The 18,887-nt window shown below is 43.4% G+C and carries 15 protein-coding genes and 1 riboswitch; of the genes, 6 read left to right on the top strand and 9 right to left on the bottom strand.

The genetic code is table 11. The features are described from left to right. Position 1: 1 nt before the first annotated feature. Positions 2-2,065, bottom strand: coding sequence for a TonB-dependent receptor (locus tag PHEP_RS09545; protein ID WP_015807740.1), 2,064 nt, complete (start codon positions 2,063-2,065; stop codon positions 2-4). A gap of 96 nt (positions 2,066-2,161) precedes the next feature. Next, positions 2,162-2,362, bottom strand: a riboswitch (cobalamin riboswitch). An 82-nt stretch (positions 2,363-2,444) separates the two neighbouring features. On the opposite strand from PHEP_RS09545, the gene PHEP_RS09540 reads away from it, so the two are divergent. Next, on the top strand, positions 2,445-3,656 hold the full coding sequence (locus PHEP_RS09540; protein WP_015807739.1) for a serine hydrolase: 1,212 nt from the start codon (positions 2,445-2,447) through the stop codon (positions 3,654-3,656). An 11-nt stretch (positions 3,657-3,667) separates the two neighbouring features. Here the strand turns inward: PHEP_RS09540 and PHEP_RS09535 are convergent, their stop codons facing one another. After that, positions 3,668-4,549: a polyphosphate kinase 2 family protein gene (locus PHEP_RS09535; RefSeq protein ID WP_015807738.1), complete on the bottom strand. Its 882-nt coding sequence runs from the start codon at positions 4,547-4,549 to the stop codon at positions 3,668-3,670. 142 nt (positions 4,550-4,691) lie between these two features. Between PHEP_RS09535 and PHEP_RS09530 the strand changes: the two genes are divergently transcribed. Both PHEP_RS09530 and PHEP_RS09525 read left to right on the top strand, forming a co-directional pair. Continuing rightward, the gene (locus PHEP_RS09530; protein ID WP_015807737.1) at positions 4,692-7,139 is read left to right on the top strand and encodes a transglycosylase domain-containing protein; all 2,448 of its coding nucleotides are present in this window, start codon (positions 4,692-4,694) and stop codon (positions 7,137-7,139) included. Between the two features lie 91 nt (positions 7,140-7,230). Next, on the top strand, positions 7,231-10,413 hold the full coding sequence (locus PHEP_RS09525; RefSeq protein ID WP_015807736.1) for a basic secretory protein-like protein: 3,183 nt from the start codon (positions 7,231-7,233) through the stop codon (positions 10,411-10,413). A gap of 122 nt (positions 10,414-10,535) precedes the next feature. Here the strand turns inward: PHEP_RS09525 and PHEP_RS09520 are convergent, their stop codons facing one another. Continuing rightward, positions 10,536-10,886: a GIY-YIG nuclease family protein gene (locus PHEP_RS09520; RefSeq protein ID WP_015807735.1), complete on the bottom strand. Its 351-nt coding sequence runs from the start codon at positions 10,884-10,886 to the stop codon at positions 10,536-10,538. Between the two features lie 131 nt (positions 10,887-11,017). Between PHEP_RS09520 and PHEP_RS09515 the strand changes: the two genes are divergently transcribed. Genes PHEP_RS09515 through bioD form a run of 3 tightly spaced genes read left to right on the top strand, consistent with a single transcriptional unit; the run spans position 11,018 to position 13,534 of the window. Then, a complete protein-coding gene (locus PHEP_RS09515; protein ID WP_015807734.1) occupies positions 11,018-11,794 on the top strand; it encodes an XRE family transcriptional regulator in 777 nt (258 codons plus the stop codon). Then, positions 11,794-12,927 carry an aminotransferase class I/II-fold pyridoxal phosphate-dependent enzyme gene (locus tag PHEP_RS09510; protein ID WP_015807733.1) on the top strand — a complete coding sequence of 378 codons (1,134 nt, stop codon included), beginning with the start codon at positions 11,794-11,796 and terminating at the stop codon, positions 12,925-12,927. The genes PHEP_RS09515 and PHEP_RS09510 overlap by 1 nt, the downstream gene beginning before the upstream one ends. Further along, positions 12,920-13,534, top strand: coding sequence for a dethiobiotin synthase (gene bioD, locus PHEP_RS09505; RefSeq protein WP_015807732.1), 615 nt, complete (start codon positions 12,920-12,922; stop codon positions 13,532-13,534). Before PHEP_RS09510 ends, bioD begins: the two co-directional genes overlap by 8 nt. 63 nt (positions 13,535-13,597) lie before the next feature. Here the strand turns inward: bioD and rplT are convergent, their stop codons facing one another. The 6 genes from rplT to PHEP_RS09475 all read right to left on the bottom strand — a co-directional run bounded on the left by rplT (position 13,598) and on the right by PHEP_RS09475 (position 18,858). Continuing rightward, positions 13,598-13,942 carry a 50S ribosomal protein L20 gene (gene rplT / locus PHEP_RS09500; RefSeq protein ID WP_015807731.1) on the bottom strand — a complete coding sequence of 115 codons (345 nt, stop codon included), beginning with the start codon at positions 13,940-13,942 and terminating at the stop codon, positions 13,598-13,600. 74 nt (positions 13,943-14,016) lie between these two features. Next, positions 14,017-14,217 carry a 50S ribosomal protein L35 gene (gene rpmI / locus PHEP_RS09495; protein ID WP_015807730.1) on the bottom strand — a complete coding sequence of 67 codons (201 nt, stop codon included), beginning with the start codon at positions 14,215-14,217 and terminating at the stop codon, positions 14,017-14,019. A 26-nt stretch (positions 14,218-14,243) separates the two neighbouring features. Then, a complete protein-coding gene (gene infC / locus PHEP_RS09490) occupies positions 14,244-14,813 on the bottom strand; it encodes a translation initiation factor IF-3 (protein ID WP_015807729.1) in 570 nt (189 codons plus the stop codon). A 13-nt stretch (positions 14,814-14,826) separates the two neighbouring features. Continuing rightward, the gene (gene thrS / locus PHEP_RS09485) at positions 14,827-16,752 is read right to left on the bottom strand and encodes a threonine--tRNA ligase (protein ID WP_015807728.1); all 1,926 of its coding nucleotides are present in this window, start codon (positions 16,750-16,752) and stop codon (positions 14,827-14,829) included. Between the two features lie 79 nt (positions 16,753-16,831). Beyond that, positions 16,832-17,569, bottom strand: coding sequence for a (Fe-S)-binding protein (locus PHEP_RS09480; RefSeq protein ID WP_015807727.1), 738 nt, complete (start codon positions 17,567-17,569; stop codon positions 16,832-16,834). Further along, complete coding sequence (locus PHEP_RS09475) at positions 17,566-18,858, bottom strand: MFS transporter (RefSeq protein WP_015807726.1); 1,293 nt, start codon at positions 18,856-18,858, stop codon at positions 17,566-17,568. The genes PHEP_RS09480 and PHEP_RS09475 overlap by 4 nt, the downstream gene beginning before the upstream one ends. Between the last annotated feature and the right edge of the window lie 29 nt (positions 18,859-18,887).

Below are 18,887 nucleotides of genomic sequence, written 5' to 3'. Positions count from 1 at the left end.
GTCAGTAAGCATAAGATAAGGTGAAACGATACGACCGGCCCGGCATTGGAAAATTGGTAACCACTTCATAATCTTGATTCAAAAGGTTGTTTACCTCGACCGATACTTTAACACGGGCATGTTTTAGATCTTTATGGTAATGAAAGGCAATATCATGGGTGTACCAGGGCTGAACATAATTTTCAATAATATTGGCACTTTGATCATAACGCTCGCCCGTATAGATATAACTGTAGTTCAGACCCAGGTTTCTCCAGTCGGCACCAGCAGTAAAGGAACCACTATGTACAGGAATATATGGGATCTGGTTCTTATAGTTCAGGTTCACATCTGTCATGTTCAAAGCCTTCTGATAGGTATAGGTAATACCGGTGTTGACCATCAGCTGATCGGCAATACGCCAGCCGGTCTGTATATTCACATCCAGGCCCCTGATCTCTACCAACCCCAGGTTCTGCATGCTCCAGGTAAACAAATTGGCCCCTGGAACTGCAACAATCTTATTTCTGATCTTGTTGTAATATACATCCGACTGTATACTGATCTGGTTCAGCAAATGATTGTCAATCAACCTGATATAGGTAAATCCAAGATCGTATTGTTTTGCATATTCCGGTTTCAGGAAAGTGTTCCCCAATAGGGTATAATACAGGTCATTAAAAGTAGGCATCCTGAATATATCCTTATAAAATCCGCGTAAACGAAATTCCTTTAAGCTGAAAGGCTGCCAGGAAACCATTACAGAGGGCTTAAGTTCCCTTTTATTACCCGCAGAAAAATAGCGTTCTACCTCATCATTAACCAGTGTGCCCAGCAAATTGGCCTGAATATTTAACCTGTCCAAATGAATTTCGGTAGCCAGGGCCAGCAGGCCCGTATACCTGGTAGGATATGGAAAACGATCCATATTGGCGTCCAAAGTGTTCCATTGGTAATCGCCCGACAAAACGATATCCCAGAATGAACTGAGCTGGTAACGGTTGGCCAGCGAAAAATACAGCTCCTGCTGTTTATAGATATTTGTCAGAAAGCCAGTATCTTTTACATAGTTCGGATCAAGATATTTGGTATAATCGTTAGCATATTTAACAGCAGCCAAAAGATGATATTTGTGCAGGTCTTTTTTGAAGGTCGACTGCGCAAAAAAGTTTCTGTTCCACATTCTCTGCGGAAAACGCCATACATTATTTACTATGGCCCCTGGCAAGCCCTGTTTGTCATTGTATCCATACAACTTAACCGTCCACAGACTGCTATCCGGCAATACCCCGTTCAGTCCAAGCTCAAGCCGCATGGTCTCAATCCCACCATCTTCCCTTACTGCTGTGGTATCATAACCGTAATTCCTTACCCTGAACTTGTAACGGCCACTTGCTTTTTTCCATTCGGCACTTAAGGAACTGTATATGCTTTCGCTGATTTTATGCTGCCAAAGCACAGAAGGATCTATCAGGCCAAATGAACCACCTTTTAATGTGGCTTTCCATTTATCACTGCGCCCATCTTCAAAATCAGGCTGCGTTGAGTTTATATACAATGAACTTCCGGCAGCAAAGCCTTTTGCCGATTGAAATATGGTACTCTTTTGCCCGTTATACAGCTCAATTTCGGCTATGTTGTCTAATGAAAATTTTCCCAGGTCGACCTGCCCGTTCTGTGCATTGCCCAATTGTACCCCATCGTAAAAAACAGCAGTATGGTTGGTACCCATGCTGCGCACATTGATGGTTTTTAAGCCACCAATGCCACCATAATCTTTTAACTGTACCCCCGAAAAATACCTGACGGCATCGGCTACCGATAAACTGTTCAGGCGTTGCAACTCTTCGCCCGAAAGGATTTGTAAAGGTGTAGATGAAGTTTGCCTCCTGCCAATCTTTATGGTTCTGATCTGTACTTCTTTAAGTTGGTTTACCTTATCAATAGAATCGGCTTTTTTAGCCTTAACCACATCCTCCTGGGCAAACAAAGTAAGGGGCATAAAAATCCCCAGCCAAAGTATAGCTTTAAAAAAAACAGAGAAACGACAATTCATGCCACGTATGGCACTTGATTTTCTTATCATTTTGATGTGAGTTTTTACCCACAGCAAACAGTTAGATCAAGGAAATGAAATACAATAAACAAGCACTCACTCCAAGCTTCAATCCCCGAAAGCTATGAAATATTACCACTTATGGCAGGTCTTCTGACTTACTCCCGGATGTTCTGCCTTCCCAATCATCCTTCCTTACTGGATAAAAAGTGGCTTCGATTTGAACACCGTTACAGAGCTTACAGCTGCGGGACAGTTACGGAATCACACCGTATTCCCTTTTAATCCCGGTCAACATAACCGGGAACCAAAAGCGATGCAAATGTAATTAATTATCCGGCCATCACCAACATCAGGCTTTTATATATTTTTTTAATACTTATATTTATCAGCATTAACCTATCAAATAATGAACAGGATCATTCTCCCCTTATTGCTGCTCATCAGCTTCCATACCATGGCCCAAAAAACCGACACCTTACTTATTGAAAAACTGATGCGACAAAACCCTGAACGCTTTTCAGGTGTTTTAAACCATCCTCAAAAAAATCAGGTACAGGTATTGTATACCCAGGTAAACCACAATGCGGCAAACAAGATCAGCTTCAAATCCTTTAGTTACAATTTAAACGACCACCGCTACTTCTACCCTGCCAGCACCGTAAAGCTGGCCGCTGTTATTTTTGCACTTGAAAAAATAAATGAACTTAAAATAAAAGGCCTTACTGCGCAAAGCAGCATGATTACGGATAGTGCCTGGGCCGGCCAAACCAAAGTAACGACCGATAAAACCGCTAAAAACGGATTGCCCTCTGTTGAGCACTACATCAAAAAAATATTGCTGACCAGCGACAACGATGCTTTTAACCGCCTGTTTGAGTTTATTGGACGTGCCGAAATCAACAGCAAACTACAGAAATATGGTTATCAGACCAGCCGTATCCTGAACCGACTGGCCATAGGCGATGCCGGCGAGTCGGCCAAACATACCAACCCGATAAAATTTTATAACGGCAAGGAACTGGTATACACCCAGTCTGCACAATACGACCCGAAAGAATACCCCCTTACTTTAACCCATACGGTAATGGGTATCGGTTATATCGACAGCGCAGAGAAACTGGTAAACAAACCCTTTAACCTGGCCAACAAAAATGCATTTAGCATCTCCGATCAGCAGGCACTGATGAAAAAGCTCATCCATCCCGAAGCATTTCCAGCCTCAAAAAGGTTTAACCTTCGCCCTGCAGATTATCAGCTGATCTATACTTATATGAGCAAGCTCCCTACAGAAAGCGATTATCCTGCTTATGACCCAACAGAATTCTGGCCAACTTATGCCAAAATGCTGTATTACGGGCGCGAAAAGAATGCCGTCATTAACCCCGACCTGAAAATATTTAACAAGTACGGCGATTCTTATGGCTTTATCATCGACAATGCTTATTTTAAAGACGATAAAAACAACATCGAATTCTTTTTAACGGCAGTGGTCCAATCCAACGAAGATGGCATCTATAATGATGGAAAATACGAATACGACACCGTATGCTTTCCTTTTATGAAAGCGCTGGGCCAAACCATTTACAGCTACGAATTGGAAAGGAAAAACAAAAAATAAACTTCAGCAACCTACTTTTGCTCAAGCAGCTGCTGTTTGATCAGGTCCAGCTGATCGGCTTCTGCTTTGGCCAGTACCGGAAATTTAAGGTCCATCTTTTTAAAGGTTTCGGCCAGGATATGGCTGATGGCCAGCCTGCTATACCATTTCTTATCTGCCGGAAGAATGTACCAGGGCGCGGCGTCCGTAGAAGTGGCCTCAATGGCTTCTTCATAGGCTTTCATGTAATCCTTCCATAAAGCCCGTTCTTTAATGTCACCTGAAGAAAACTTCCAGTTTTTTGCAGGATCGTTGATCCTGTCCAGAAAACGCTGTTTCTGCTCTTCCTTAGAAACATGCAGAAATATTTTTACGATAACCGTCCCGTTGTCCGTCAGGTGTTTTTCAAAGTTCCGTATACTCTCATACCGCCGCTGCCAAAAATCCTTATCAATCTTCTTAACCTGAGTATAACCCGGTATTTTTTCATTGAGTATGTATTCCGGATGCACTTTACAAACCAGTACATTTTCATAATGTGAACGGTTATGGATCCCTATCCGGCCCCGTTCCGGCAATGCTTTATAATGCCTCCATAAAAAGTCGTGGTCGTATTCTTCCGATGTAGGGGTCTTAAAACTGTATACCTGGCAGCCCTGTGGGTTTAAACCCGACATAACATGCTGTATAGCACTGTCTTTTCCGGCGGCATCCATAGCCTGGAACAGAATAAGTACAGACCGTGAATCTGCTGCGTAAAGGGTTTCCTGAAAACTGCTTAAAGCAGTTTTGATCTCTTCCAGTTCTTTTACTCCCTCTTCTTTATCTTTTTCGCCTCCATAGGAAGTTGGAAAATGAGCGAGTGAAACTTTCTTGCCTGGCCTGGCCAAAAACTGTTCTAATTCTTTTTTCATAAATATATTGTTGTTTTTATCGCTAATGATAAACCTTTATGAATTTACACTAAAATTTAAGTAAATTAAATCTGTTAATTTGTATTGTAAATTTTAACACTATTTAACACAAACTGTTTTACGATTTTTTGATATTTACCCCATGTTTAAAGAAATTCGCAATAAGTACATTCGTTATTCAAGCATATTCCTTTTTTGTATCATCACCTTCTTTTGTGCCCTGCAGCTCAATTTCTTATGGTTATTCGGTTATTCCCCTTCTTATGAGGACATTAAGACCCCAACCCTCAGAGTGGGCTCAGAACTCTACACTTCCGATGGAAAATTGATTGGCCGTTATTATAAAGAAAACCGCACCCCGGTTAGCTTTAATGAAATATCGCCCAGCGTTATCAATGCATTGGTAGCCACCGAAGACGTCCGTTTCTATAAACACATGGGTATTGATTTCCGTTCTCTCCTTTCCAGCGGCATCTCTACCGCAACAGGCGATAAACGCGGGGCCAGCACCATTACCCAGCAGCTGGCAAAAAACCTCTACAGAACACGTTACAATAAGTCACAAGGCCTGTTAAGCCATGTTCCCCTGCTCCGCACGCTTGTGGCAAAACTCAAGGAATGGCTTACAGCCGTAAAACTGGAGTCCAACTACTCCAAAAACGACATCATTACCATGTACCTCAATACGGTATCTTTTGGAAATAATGCCTATGGCATTAAAACTGCATCCCGCATCTATTTTGATAAGGAGGCCAGTGCACTTGAAGTGCCGGAATCGGCCCTATTGGTGGGTATGCTCAAAGGAACAACCACCTATAACCCCATAAGAAACCCTCAAAAAGCACTGGAACGCCGCAACGTAGCACTGGCGCAGATGAACAAATACAACTATATTTCTGCTGCTGACCTGGCTACCTATAAAAATACCCCCATAAAACTCAAAGAAGGCCGGATTGATGAAGGAAGTGACGGCGACTCTTATTTAAGGGCGGCGGTAGACAAGTACCTGGAAAAATGGTGCAAGGACAATGGTTATGATCTGTATGAAGACGGATTGAAAATTTACACCACCATAGATTCAAAACTTCAGAAATATGCAGAAGAAGCTGTTGCCGATCAAATGAAAATCATACAACGCAGGTTTTACAGCGTCTGGGGAAATCAGGATCCATGGGAAGATTCTGAAGGGAAAAAAGTCGACTACCCGGATCGCGCCATGCGCAACCTCCATATCTTTAAATTACTGGAAAAAAAATATCCAAACAGCCCCGATTCCATAACAGCTTATTTCAACAGGAAGAAGAAGATGAAGATCTTTACCTGGAAAGGCGATCGCGACACCTTATTCTCTACCATGGATTCTATCCGTTATTATGGCAAAATCATGAATACCGGCATGATGACCCTGGATCCTTTTAATGGCAAGATCAGGGTATGGGTTGGTGGTCTCGACCACAAGTATTTTAAGTACGACCACGTTAACCAGGCCAAAAGGCAGGCAGGCTCTACCTTTAAACCTTTTGCCTATCTGGCTGCACTGGAAAGCGGGATGAGCCCCTGCGATAAGTTTACCGACAAACCGGTAAGGATTGCCTACCAGGAAAACGGAAAAACTGAATACTGGGAACCTAAAAATGCCGACTGGAGCAATAGCTACCGAGAAATGTCGCTCCGCTGGGCCATGGCCAAATCTGTCAATACCATCACCGCCCAGGTTACCGAAAAAGTGGGCTGGGACAATGTGGTCAAATGGGCACATGAATGCGGCATCGACAGTCACCTCGAATCTGTTCCTTCCGTAAGTCTGGGCCCCAACGACGTATCTGTTTTTGAAATGGTAAAAGCTTACGGTACTTTTTTAAACGGAGGACTAAAAACAGACCCGATCCTTGTGGAAAAGATAACCGACCTGGACGACAACCTGATAGAAGAGTTTAAAGCCAAAACAAAAAGGGTCCTTACCGAAGAAATATCCTGGCTCATGCTCTACATGTTCAGGGGTGGTATGGATGAGCCCGGTGGTACTTCGCAAGCCCTCTGGGAATGGGACCTTTGGAAGAAAAACAATCAGATAGGTGGCAAAACTGGTACATCAAGCGATTATGTGGACGCCTGGTACATGGGCATCACCAAAGATCTGGTAACCGGCGTTTGGGTAGGTTGCGATGAACGTACCGCACACTTTAAAAACGGCGAAACGGGTGAAGGCTCCAGAACTGCCCTTCCCATCTTTGCCAAATTTATGGAAAAGGTATATAAAGATCCAAGTACGGGCTATACCATGGGTCCTTTCCCTAAAGCTACTGTTAAAATTACCAGGGAAATCAATTGCCCTACGCCAAGATATGAGGTGGATACCACATCCAACGACAGTCTGGAGGTAGACTCGACCAATTTTGAAGTGCCCGCAACAGAAGAGCCGAAACCTGTTCAAAACGAGCCTGTAGTCCAAAAAACTGAAGAAAAGAAAACACCTGAGCCTGTTAAACAACCTGCCCTCGAAGTGCCGCTTACCAGGAAGGAAGAAAGGGAACTCAGAAAAAAACAACGCCAGGAAGAAAGAGAAAAAAAGAAAAACGGCAATCAGTAAACCTGGTTGTTTACACATTGCTTAAATAAGCTGCAATCTAGGTATTACTATTTTGCGTAAATTTAAAACCAACTCTTGAAATACAAGCGATATGAATAAAAGCTATACTTTCCTCAAAAGATTAATTCCTGTTCTGTTCATCTTCACGATGTTTTCTACCTCCCTTCATGCCCAGTATTTCGGACAAAACAGGGTTCGCTACAACAATGAGAAGTTTAAAGTACTGCAGACCCCACATTTCGAGATCTACTATTACCTTAAAAATGAACAGCTGATACAGAAATTTGCCCAGGATGCAGAGACCTGGTATAAAATGCACCAGGAGATTTTCAGGGATACCTTTCTGAAAAAGAACCCGATCATACTTTACAATAACCATCCTGATTTTCAGCAAACCACTGCCCTGCAGGGCGAGGTTGGCATAGGAACCGGCGGGGTTACAGAAGCTTTTAAAAACAGGGTAATCATGCCGGTGATGGAGCTGAATAACCAAACACGGCATGTTTTAGGTCATGAGCTGGTACATGCTTTTCAATACCACCTTTTACTGGAAAAAGATTCTGTCAACCTGGAAAATGTAAGCCAGATCCCCTTATGGATGATAGAGGGTATGGCCGAGTACCTTTCTGTAGGAAAAACGGATGCCTTCACTTCCATGTGGATGAGGGACGCTTTGCTGAACAGGGATATCCCTTCCTTAAAAGACCTTACCAATTCCAATAAATATTTTCCCTACAGATATGGACAGGCATTCTGGACTTTTGTTGGCTCTGTATATGGCGATACCACCATCGTTCCCTTATTTAAGGCCACCGCAAAATATGGTTATGAGAACGGATTGAGGTATACCTTCGGGTATGATGACAGGACGCTTTCAGGTCTCTGGAAAAATGCCATTGAAGCGCATTACCGCCCTATGTTAAGGGCAGACAGCTCCCAGATCAGGATTACCGGAACAAAGATCATCGACAATAAAAATGCAGGGAACATGAACGTAGCGCCCTCTATTAGTCCGGATGGCAAATACCTTGCCTTCTTATCTGAAAAAGATCTTTTTGGAATAGACCTCTTTCTCGCCGATGCAAAAACCGGTAAAATTATCAGAAAGCTCAGCAGCCAGGTCGCCAATTCACATATCGACGATTTTAACTTCCTCGAATCTGCAGGTACCTGGTCGCCAGACGGTAAACAATTTGCCTTTAGCATTTTCAGCAAGGGCAAAAACCAGCTGATGATCATCAATATAGACAATGGCAGCGTTGCCTTGCGTGCAGACATGGGCGATGTGGCGCAGTTTGGCAACTTGTCCTGGTCGCCAAATGGCGATGACATCGCTTTCTCCGGAATGATACAGGGCCAAAGTGATATCTTCTCTTATAACCTTAAAACGAAAAAGGTTACCCAGATTACCAATGACGCCTATTCAGACTATGCCCCCGCCTATTCACAGGATGGAAAGAAAATAGCCTTTTCATCAGACAGGGCCTCTATAACTAAAAACAACAATACGGCAGTCCACTCCATCAACCTGAGTATTTACGATATTGAAAGCAAAACTTTAACTGATATCCCCGTATTCCCTGGCGCCAATAACCTCAATGCCCAGTTTTCTGGCGACAGCAAAAGGCTCTTTTTCTTATCCAACAGGGACGGGTTCAGGAATCTTTATGCGTACAACCTGGCCGACAATACGGTTAAACAGCTAACCGATTATTTTACGGGGATCAGTGGCATTACGGAATTTTCTCCGGCCATCTCCGTATCCAGAAATGACGACATCGTGTACAGCTACTACCGTTCGCAGCGTTATACTTTATACAACTCCCCGATCAGCAGTTTCCGTTCAAAACCGGTAGATGCCAATGCAGTAAATTTTGATGCTGCCGTGCTGCCACCCATGGAAACCATTGGTGTTGACATTGTAAACTCCAACCTCGGCAATTTTGAACGCTTTGAAAAAACCATAGCAGATTCTATGCGCCTTGTGCCTTACAAGCCTAAATTTAAGCTGGACTACCTCGCCAACAGCGGCGTAGGTGTTTCCACCAGCCGCTTCGGTACTGGTGTACAGGGTGGTATTGTCGGAATGTTCAGCGATATACTTGGTCGTAACCAGATCGTTGCCAACCTTTCTGTAAACGGGGAGATCTATGATTTCGGGGGACTGGTGGGTTACATCAACCAGCAAAACCGGATCAACTGGGGCGTAGCTTTATCGCATATCCCTTATATCACCGGTTTCCGAGAAATTGTTCAAACTACACTGGACAACAATGGAACTCCGGTTAGCGTAATTGACGACAGGACCAACCTGATCCGTACATTTGAAGACCAGGCACAGGTATTTGGTGCCTACCCTTTCAATAAGGTACACCGTTTTGAAACAGGTGGTGCATTCTCACGTTACAGCTACAGGGTAGACCGCATCAGCAATTACTATGAGAACCTGAATGGTTATCCCGGTTATTACATCACTTCGGACAAAAGAAAAGTACCACTGAGCGAAGCGACCAATGATCTGGGAGTTCCGCTCAAAAGCTTTAGCATCTTCCAGCTCAATGCTTCTTTTGTGGGCGACAATTCCATCAATGGCATCACCTCACCTCTGGAGGGTTTCAGGTACCGCCTGGGCATGGAACAGTATTTTGGTGATTACAAATTCTCGGCAGCAACCATTGATGTAAGAAAATACTGGCGCTTAAAACCCATTACCATCGCTGCCAGAAGCTATAACTACCTGAGGATTGGTAAAGACGGCGAAAACTTATACCCGCTATATGTAGGATACCCATATTTCATCAGAGGTTATGAAGCGAATTCCTTATACAATAGTGGGAGTACCGGAACCAGTAATGGTTTTGATATCAACCAGCTTTCAGGAAGTAAAATGGCTGTATTTAATTTTGAACTCCGGCTTCCTTTTACAGGTCCAAAAAAGCTGTCTGCCATTCCTTCTAAATTTCTCTTTACAGACCTGAATCTCTTCTTTGATGCCGGTCTGGCCTGGAACGAAGACTCTAAAGTGGTATTTAAAAACCAGCCCACCAATAACATCAGACCCAAGCTGGGGTCTGACGGCCTGCCGGTTAAAGACCTCAACAATAATCCGGTATATACCGGTACCAACGAACGTGTTCCGGCATTAAGTGTGGGTATATCTTTACGTGTTAATGTATTCGGTTACTTTGTACTCGAACCTTATTATGCCATTCCATTCCAGCGTAAAGATATCTCAGCAGGTGTATTCGGCCTTACTTTTGCCCCGGGATGGTAAGCCCTCAGTTAACAGTACATTTAGTTAAAAATGTACTGTTAACAATCTGAGAGCGTGAGAGCGTGAGAGCGTGAGAGCGTTGAGAGCGCCTGAGAGCGTGAGAGCACCAAATTAAGAGAGCACTAAGAAAGTATACTGAACGACAGGTTTACCTGATTGACCATCTTCTTGTTGGTCGTAATGTGCTCAAAATCCAATCCTATAGTAAGATCTATCCAGTCTGGGTTACAGGAACGTACCAGCCTTTCTTTTTGTGTTCGTGTAAACCTGCTGATCAGCTTAAAGCGGCTCAACGCCTGGGCCTCTGTCTTTAACTCTTCAAAGTAAACCAATCGCGTGAGCTGCTGCCCGCTGTCAAACAATAAACAAGGCATTTGTTTGTAGAAATCTAATGTCTTAATTAGATCGGAACTCATCCCAACATGTAAACTGGTCCTGTTCCTGTCTGTTACCACGTACACAAATTTTTTCATAACTATCTATAAAATTGCTTACAACTAAATAAATTAGTATATATTTGTACAATAATAAATATAACTAACTTTATTGGCACAATAATACTAATAATATTAGCAAAAACAAATTTATTTTAAAATTTTATTTTATGTCAAATATTTCAAGCAACCTGAAGTACTTAAGAAAGAAAAAAGGCCATACACAACAGCAATTCGCTGATGCTATGCAAATTAAGCGATCTCTTATTGGGGCATACGAGGAAGACCGGGCTGAACCCAAATATGATTTGCTAAAAAAAATAGCAGAATATTTCGACCTGACAATAGATGAGTTTATCAACGAAAATATCAATGACGACTGGAAACCCAAGCCAAAAAGCCAGGGATCTAACTTGCGGATATTAAGTATATCGGTAGACAAAGATGACAACGAGAATATAGAAATGGTTCCCGTAAAGGCAAGTGCCGGCTATCTCAACGGATTTGCAGACCCTCAATACATCAAAGAACTACCCAGATTTCAGCTTCCACTCCCCTTTTTAAAACATGGTACCTTCAGGGCCTTCGAAATTGTAGGCGATTCTATGCTGCCCATACAGCCTGGAAGTGTGATCGTTGCAGAATATATGGACAACTGGAACGACGTTAAAACAGGTGAAACCTATATCATTGTAAGCAGAACGGAAGGTGTCGTTTACAAAAGGGCAGGAAACCGTTTTAAAGAAAATAAAGAGCTTAAGCTAATCTCAGACAATAAGATCTACGATCCCTATACCGTTGCTGCAGATGACATCATGGAAATCTGGAAGGCAAAGGCATACATTTCAACTTCTTTGCCTGAACCAACCCCGGAACCTACTATAGAAACCTTGAGTGCCATGATGGCCCAAATGCAAAAATCCATCTCCCAGCTAAACAAAAACTAATGCACCAGGCGGAGCAGTTTATCCTCAATAAATTACAGCAAAGAACAGATAAGGGTATTCTACGAAAACTGCCTGCAAATACCTTTGCCTGCGACTTCTCCTCCAATGATTACCTGGGCTTTGCTGGTTCTGCCGAACTGAAAACAAAAGCACAAAACCTGCTTGCCCAAATCCCTGCTTATAAGAACGGGGCCACCGGCTCACGTTTATTAAGCGGCAACCATATTTTTACAGAGGAAACGGAACAATACATTGCCGGTTTCCATGAGGCTGCAGCCGGACTGATCTTTAATTCCGGCTATGATGCCAATGTTGGGCTCCTCTCCGCCCTGGCCCAGCGGGGCGATACCGTTATCTGTGACGAACTGGTCCATGCCAGCCTCATCGATGGTGCCCGCCTAAGCTATGCAAACCGTTATAGCTTTAAACACAATGACCTGCATGATCTTGAAACCAAGCTAAAAGCTGCCAAAGGTAGTATATATGTAGTTATTGAAAGTGTTTACTCTATGGATGGCGACATGCCCCCCCTGCAGGAAATCAGTACCCTGTGCCAGCAATACCAGGCCAGTTTAATTGTTGATGAAGCCCACGCAACCGGCATATTCGGCCGGCAGGGCGCCGGACTGGTCCAGGCAATGGGCCTGCAAAATAAGGTGTTTGCACGCATTGTCACCTTCGGAAAAGCAATGGGCTGCCATGGCGCTATTGTATTGGGCAGCCACAACCTCAGGGAATACCTCATCAATTTCGCCAGACCCTTCATTTACACTACGGCAGCACCTCTTCATACCATTGCCACTATAAAGGCTGCTTATCAGCTGCTGCAGGAAACAGACTATCCCCAGCTGATCAGTGATAAAATAGCACATTACCTCTACCTCATCGGGCAAACCTCTTTACCTGTCACCCAAAGCAGAAGTGCTGTACATACCATTTTATACCAAAACAGCAGCGAGGCCAAAACTGCCGCCGCTGCACTTCAGTATAAAGGCCTAGATGTAAAGGCCATCTTGAGCCCTACCGTAGCAGAAGGCCGGGAAAGGTTAAGGATCTGTCTGCACCTGTTCAATACAAACGAAGAGATAGAAACCCTGGTTAACGAACTAAAAGCAATCAAGCCCCATGAATAACAATACTTATTTCATTACAGGTATCGGCACAGGCATAGGCAAAACTGTGGTCAGCGCCATCCTCACAGAAAAACTGCAGGCCGATTACTGGAAACCCATACAATCCGGAGACCTGGAGATCAGCGACAGCCTGTTCATCAAGCACCTGGTCAGTAACCCCAAAACCATTGTCCACCCCGAAAAATACAGGCTGGGGCAACCACTCTCCCCACACCTTTCGGCCAGGATAGACGGTGTGCAGATCAGTATTGAGGCCATCAGACCACCAGCAACAGACAACAATCTGGTCATCGAAGGCGCCGGAGGCTTAATGGTCCCGCTTAACGACAATGAGCTGATACTCGACCTCATCAAAGCCCTAAATGCAAAAGTAATCGTTGTATCCCAAAACTACCTGGGCAGCATCAACCATACCCTGCTTACACTTGAAGTCTTCAAAGCGCACAGCATTAACGTAGAAGGTCTCATATTTAACGGAACACCCAATCCCGAAACTGAGGCCTACATCAGCCAGTACAGCAAAGTAAAAGTATTGGGCAAAATCCCAAAAATGAGTATTGTCGACCGGGAAAGTATCCTAAGGGCCGGCAAATACATCAACCTCTAAACCATAAAGCATAAAAAAAGGGGGCAATATCAGCCCCCTTTTCAATAAAATATTATTGATAATCTATTTTACTGTATCAATTACCGCTTTAAAAGCTTCCGGATGGTTCATTGCTAAATCAGCTAAAACTTTACGGTTCAAACCAATATTTTTAGCAGCTAATTTACCGATTAACTGAGAGTAAGATATACCGTGCTGACGTGCTCCGGCATTGATACGCTGGATCCACAATCCGCGGAATTCTCTTTTCTTAACTTTACGGTCACGGTATGCATATTGCAAACCTTTTTCTACCGTATTTTTAGCAATGGTGAAAACCTTGCTTCTTGATCCCCAATAGCCTTTGGCTAAATTTAAGACCTTTTTCCTTCTTCTTCTCGAAGCTACTGCGTTTACCGAACGTGGCATGTTTTTGTTGTTTTTGATAAACGGTGTTGCGTATTACAGCAAACTTACTACCGGGTACCTGGTTAAAAATTTAATTATTTACCGATGCAAAGCATACGTTTAACGTTGCCCATGTCAGCGTCAGACACCATTGATGTTTGACCTAAGTTACGCTTACGTTTAGTCGACATCTTGGTTAAGATGTGGCTTTTGTAGGCGTTCTTCCTTGCGATTTTACCTGTTCCAGTAAGCGAAAAACGCTTTTTAGCACTGGAATTGGTTTTCATTTTTGGCATAACCTGTGTTTATTTATGTAATTTATTTATTTCTTAGCAACTTTGGGTGCAAGCGTTAAAAACATACGCTTACCTTCTAACTTAGGCAACAGTTCAACCTTCCCTATATCTTCTAAAGCCTGGGCAAATTTCAACAGTAAGATTTCTCCCTGCTCTTTATAAACAATTGCCCTACCTTTAAAATGAACATAAGCCCTAACTTTTTCCCCATTTTCCAGAAAACTAATGGCATGTTTTAGTTTAAACTGAAAATCGTGGTCATTGGTATTGGGTCCAAACCTGATCTCTTTAATTACAGTCTGCTTCGCATTTGCTTTAATCTCTTTCTGCTTTTTCTTCTGCTCGTAAACAAACTTACTGTAATCAATAATTCTGCAAACCGGGGGTACCGCATTCGGAGAGATCTCTACCAAATCCAGTTCCAGTTCGTCGGCAAGGGCCAAAGCTTTTGCCAAAGGATAGATCCCTGGTTCAACATTATCTCCAGCTAATCTTACCTCTTGTGCCCTGATAAACTGATTAATATTATGTTCTGCTTCTTTTTTCTTAAAAGGAGGACGTGGTCCCCTGTTAAATCCTGGTCTGCCTAATGCCAAATTTGTATCTTATTTAAACTGTTATTTCTTTAATTAATAATTCACTAAACTCCTGAAGGGTCATTTCGCCTAAATCTCCTTCTCCATGCTTCCTCACCGAAGCCTTCCCTTCAGCCATCTCCTTTTCGCCGATAATCAGCATATAAGGGATTTTTTTGACCTCTGCGTCCCTGATTTTCCTTCCAATCTTTTCATCACGAAAGTCAATCAGCCCGCGAATATCGGAATTATTTAATTCATCTGAAACTTTTTTTGCATAATCTTCATACTTTTCTGAGATCGGCAGGATAATGAACTGTTCAGGTGAAAGCCATAAAGGGAAGTTTCCGGCGCAATGTTCAATCAAAACCGCAATAAACCTTTCCAGTGAGCCAAAAGGAGCCCTATGGATCATCACCGGTCTGTGTTTCTGGTTGTCGCTTCCGGTATATTCCAGTTCAAAACGCTCTGGTAAATTATAATCCACCTGAATGGTACCCAGCTGCCATTTTCTGCCCAATGCATCCTTTACCATAAAATCCAGTTTCGGCCCGTAAAAAGCAGCTTCACCATATTCCACTACAGTCGGCAAGCCTTTTTCATCAGCAGCCTCTATAATTGCGGTCTCTGCCAGGCGCCAGTTTTCATCGCTGCCAATATATTTCGCCTTGTTTTCCGGATCCCTTAGAGAAACCTGCGCAGTGTAATCGTCAAAGCCCAAAGATTTAAACACATACAATACCAGGTCAATTACTTTTTTAAACTCCTCCTTTACCTGGTCCGGCCTGCAGAACAAATGTGCATCATCCTGCGTAAAGCCCCTTACACGGGTTAAACCATGTAGTTCCCCGCTCTGTTCATAACGGTATACCGTACCAAATTCAGCAAAACGCAATGGCAGGTCTTTATAAGAACGGGGTTTTGTTTTATAGATCTCGCAATGGTGCGGACAGTTCATCGGCTTCAGGAAAAACTCTTCTCCCTCCTGCGGTGTCTTTATCGGCTGGAAAGCATCCTTACCATATTTTTCGTAATGGCCCGATGTGATGTATAAATTTTTATGTCCGATGTGCGGGGTTACGACCTGTTCATAGCCGGCCTTGGCCTGGGCCCTGGTTAAAAACTGCACCAAACGCTCACGCAAAGCAGCGCCTTTAGGCAGCCATAAAGGCAGTCCCATCCCTACTTTTTCAGAAAAAGCAAAAAGTTCCAGTTCTTTACCCAGTTTACGATGGTCTCTTTTCTTTGCCTCTTCTATCATGTGCAGATACTCGGTAAGCTCGCTCGCTTTCGGGAAAGTAACCCCATAAATACGTGTCAGCTGCTTCCTTGTCTCATCTCCGCGCCAATAGGCCCCGGCCACATTCATTAACTTTACAGCCTTCACAAAACCCGTATTCGGGATATGCGGGCCGCGGCAAAGATCTGTAAATTCACCCTGGGTATAAAAAGTGATCTTCCCATCTTGCAAACCTTCTAAAAGGTCCAGTTTGTACTCATCACCCTTTTCTTCAAAATATTTAATGGCATCAGCTTTACTGACGGCCTTACGTTCAAAAACCTCTTTCTGCCTGGCCAGCTCCAGGATCTTCGCCTCAATCTCTTTAAAATCGTCCGACGAGAACTCCCGGTCACCAAAATCTACATCATAATAAAAACCGGTCTCAATTGCAGGTCCTATCCCAAACTTGGTTCCAGGATACAGGGCTTCCAAGGCTTCGGCCATAATGTGGGCCGATGAATGCCAGAAAGTAGCTTTACCGGCCTGATCGTTCCAGGTCAGCAATTTTACAGTGGCATCCCCTTCAATAGGCCTCGACGAATCCCATACTTCGCCGTTCACTTCGGCGGCTAAAACATTGCGGGCAAGGCCCTCAGAAATTGATAAAGCAATTTGATGGGCAGTTGTGCCCTTTTCATACTGGCGGCTGGAGCCGTCAGGGAGTGTAATGTTAATCATCTACAACTATGATTTAAGTTTATTAAAAAAATTTAAACAATCACTTACAAGGTGATCTTTTTGTCAAAAGCAAAGTTAATCAATATTCTGTACTTTCCAGCCAGCCATTTGTCAGTACATCGGCTAAATGCATGGTTTTAAGCGGAATATTGTTTTTATCAATGTATCCCTGCAGGTGCATCAGACAGGACAGATCTGTCGAAATGATGAATTCCGCACCCTGTTCCAGGGCATTGTTTACCTTTTGCTGGGCCATGGCCGAGGATATGGAATCAAATTTAACCGCAAAGGTCCCACCAAATCCGCAGCACATATCCGTGTCTTTCATTTCCACCATCTCCAGGCCATGCACTTTAGACAGCAGCAGCCTGGGCTCCTCTTTAATTTTACATTCCCGCAGTCCGCTGCAGGAATCATGGTACACCGCTTTTCCATCCAGTTCTGCACCAAAATAATCCTTCTTCAGTACGTTCACCAGAAAATCGGAAAGCTCAAATATATTACTCTGTATACTCCTGCACTTGTTATGTACAATGGTATTGGTAAACAAGTCGTTAAAGCCATTTTTCACCATCCCCACACAAGAGGCCGATGGGGCTACAATATAATCTGTTTCCGAAAAATCGTTTAAAAACTTGATCCCCGTTTCCTTGGCCTGTTCCCAGTAACCGGCATTATAGGCAGGCTGTCCGCAACAGGTCTGTTCAGAATTATAAAACACCTGGCATCCTGCCTTCTCCAGCAATTTAACGGTATTAAATGCAGTTTCAGGATACAATTGGTCAACAAAACAGGGTATAAATAATTCTATCTTCATTTCATTTCAACTTTTCTAAGCAGCAGCAAAAATACCAAACCTATAACGAAAAATGATGCCAAAGCAATAATTGAATTCCGCATGCTACCTGTTGCTTCCTCTATAAAAGCAAAGCTGAACAGTCCGATCACAATGGCCAGTTTCTCTGTAACGTCATAAAAACTAAAAAAAGAGGCGGTGTCAGGCGTATTAGCCGGTAAAAATTTAGAGTAGGTAGACCTGGATAAAGACTGGATCCCGCCCATAATCATCCCTACAACTGCAGCCAATGCATAAAACTGGTATTCATTGCTGACAAAATAAGCGCAGCCGCAGGCCCCTATCCAGATGAACACCACAAAGATCAGCACCCGTACATTTCCAAACTTTTCGGCAAAACGCGACATCAGCATGGCACCGGCAATGGCCACCAGCTGTATAATTAAAATTACAGCAATCAGTTTGGCTGTTCCCAGGTTCAGTGTTTTTTCGCCGAAACCTGCAGCAGCAAGCATAATGGTCTGCACACCCATCGAGTAAAAGAAGAAAGCAGGTAAAAACTTCTTCAGAAATTCCAGGTGTCTTAACTGTTTCCAAACTTTAGCCAGTTCCTGAAAACCACTATGGATCACATGCTTATTGATGGCCACATAATTGGGGCTGCCAGGCGGCAGTTTCCTGAAAGAGATCTGTGCAAAACCGATCCACCACAAACCAACCAGCAAAAACGATAGCCGGGGTGGAAAAGAAAGATCCGTAATCCCAAACAATTCAGGCTTCAGTACAAAAACAAAACAGATCAGCTGCAACAGCACACTGCCCACATAACCATAGGAATAGCCCTTCGCACTCACCTTATCCTGCTGGTCTGGTGTAGCAATCTCAGGCAGATAAGAATTGTTGAATACCACACCACCTACATAGCCAATCGCTGCAATTACGAAACAAATGATGCCCAGCTCCAGTGTGTCCAGCTTAAAAAAATACAGACCCATACAGGCAATCCCCCCTATATAGGTAAACAATTTCATAAAAACCTTCTTGTTCCCCCTGTAATCGGCCATCGAAGTCAGGATGGGCATCAGGATCACCATGATCAGGTAGGCAAAAGAAAGCGCATAATTGGACAGGGCCGTATTGGTAAACTGGTGACCAAAAAAAATGACCTGGTCGCCATGTTCCTTCGTGGTGGTAATAATGGTATAATAGGCCGGAAATATAGTTGAGGTGATGACCAGGTTATAAGCAGAATTTGCCCAGTCGAAGAATGCCCATGAGCGGATTACCTTCTTGTCGTTTTTTTGTTCCATGTATTCAATAAGGGCGCTAAAATAGCTAA

The organism is Pedobacter heparinus DSM 2366, assembly GCF_000023825.1.
In the GTDB taxonomy this organism is placed as follows: domain Bacteria; phylum Bacteroidota; class Bacteroidia; order Sphingobacteriales; family Sphingobacteriaceae; genus Pedobacter; species Pedobacter heparinus.
Note: the sequence above shows the minus strand (reverse complement) of the source record. Positions and strands in the feature narration are given on the sequence as shown.

Excerpts from the sequence above, each read along its gene's own strand:
- PHEP_RS09525 (WP_015807736.1), top strand. The coding sequence starts at position 7,231 with ATGAATAAAAGCTATACTTTCCTCAAAAGATTAATTCCTGTTCTGTTC.
- PHEP_RS09520 (WP_015807735.1), bottom strand. The coding sequence starts at position 10,886 with ATGAAAAAATTTGTGTACGTGGTAACAGACAGGAACAGGACCAGTTTA.
- PHEP_RS09510 (WP_015807733.1), top strand. The coding sequence starts at position 11,794 with ATGCACCAGGCGGAGCAGTTTATCCTCAATAAATTACAGCAAAGAACA.
- PHEP_RS09540 (WP_015807739.1), top strand. The coding sequence starts at position 2,445 with ATGAACAGGATCATTCTCCCCTTATTGCTGCTCATCAGCTTCCATACC.
- thrS (WP_015807728.1), bottom strand. The coding sequence starts at position 16,752 with ATGATTAACATTACACTCCCTGACGGCTCCAGCCGCCAGTATGAAAAG.
- rplT (WP_015807731.1), bottom strand. The coding sequence starts at position 13,942 with ATGCCACGTTCGGTAAACGCAGTAGCTTCGAGAAGAAGAAGGAAAAAG.
- PHEP_RS09530 (WP_015807737.1), top strand. The coding sequence starts at position 4,692 with ATGTTTAAAGAAATTCGCAATAAGTACATTCGTTATTCAAGCATATTC.
- PHEP_RS09515 (WP_015807734.1), top strand. The coding sequence starts at position 11,018 with ATGTCAAATATTTCAAGCAACCTGAAGTACTTAAGAAAGAAAAAAGGC.
- PHEP_RS09475 (WP_015807726.1), bottom strand. The coding sequence starts at position 18,858 with ATGGAACAAAAAAACGACAAGAAGGTAATCCGCTCATGGGCATTCTTC.
- PHEP_RS09545 (WP_015807740.1), bottom strand. The coding sequence starts at position 2,065 with ATGATAAGAAAATCAAGTGCCATACGTGGCATGAATTGTCGTTTCTCT.
- bioD (WP_015807732.1), top strand. The coding sequence starts at position 12,920 with ATGAATAACAATACTTATTTCATTACAGGTATCGGCACAGGCATAGGC.
- rpmI (WP_015807730.1), bottom strand. The coding sequence starts at position 14,217 with ATGCCAAAAATGAAAACCAATTCCAGTGCTAAAAAGCGTTTTTCGCTT.
- PHEP_RS09535 (WP_015807738.1), bottom strand. The coding sequence starts at position 4,549 with ATGAAAAAAGAATTAGAACAGTTTTTGGCCAGGCCAGGCAAGAAAGTT.
- PHEP_RS09480 (WP_015807727.1), bottom strand. The coding sequence starts at position 17,569 with ATGAAGATAGAATTATTTATACCCTGTTTTGTTGACCAATTGTATCCT.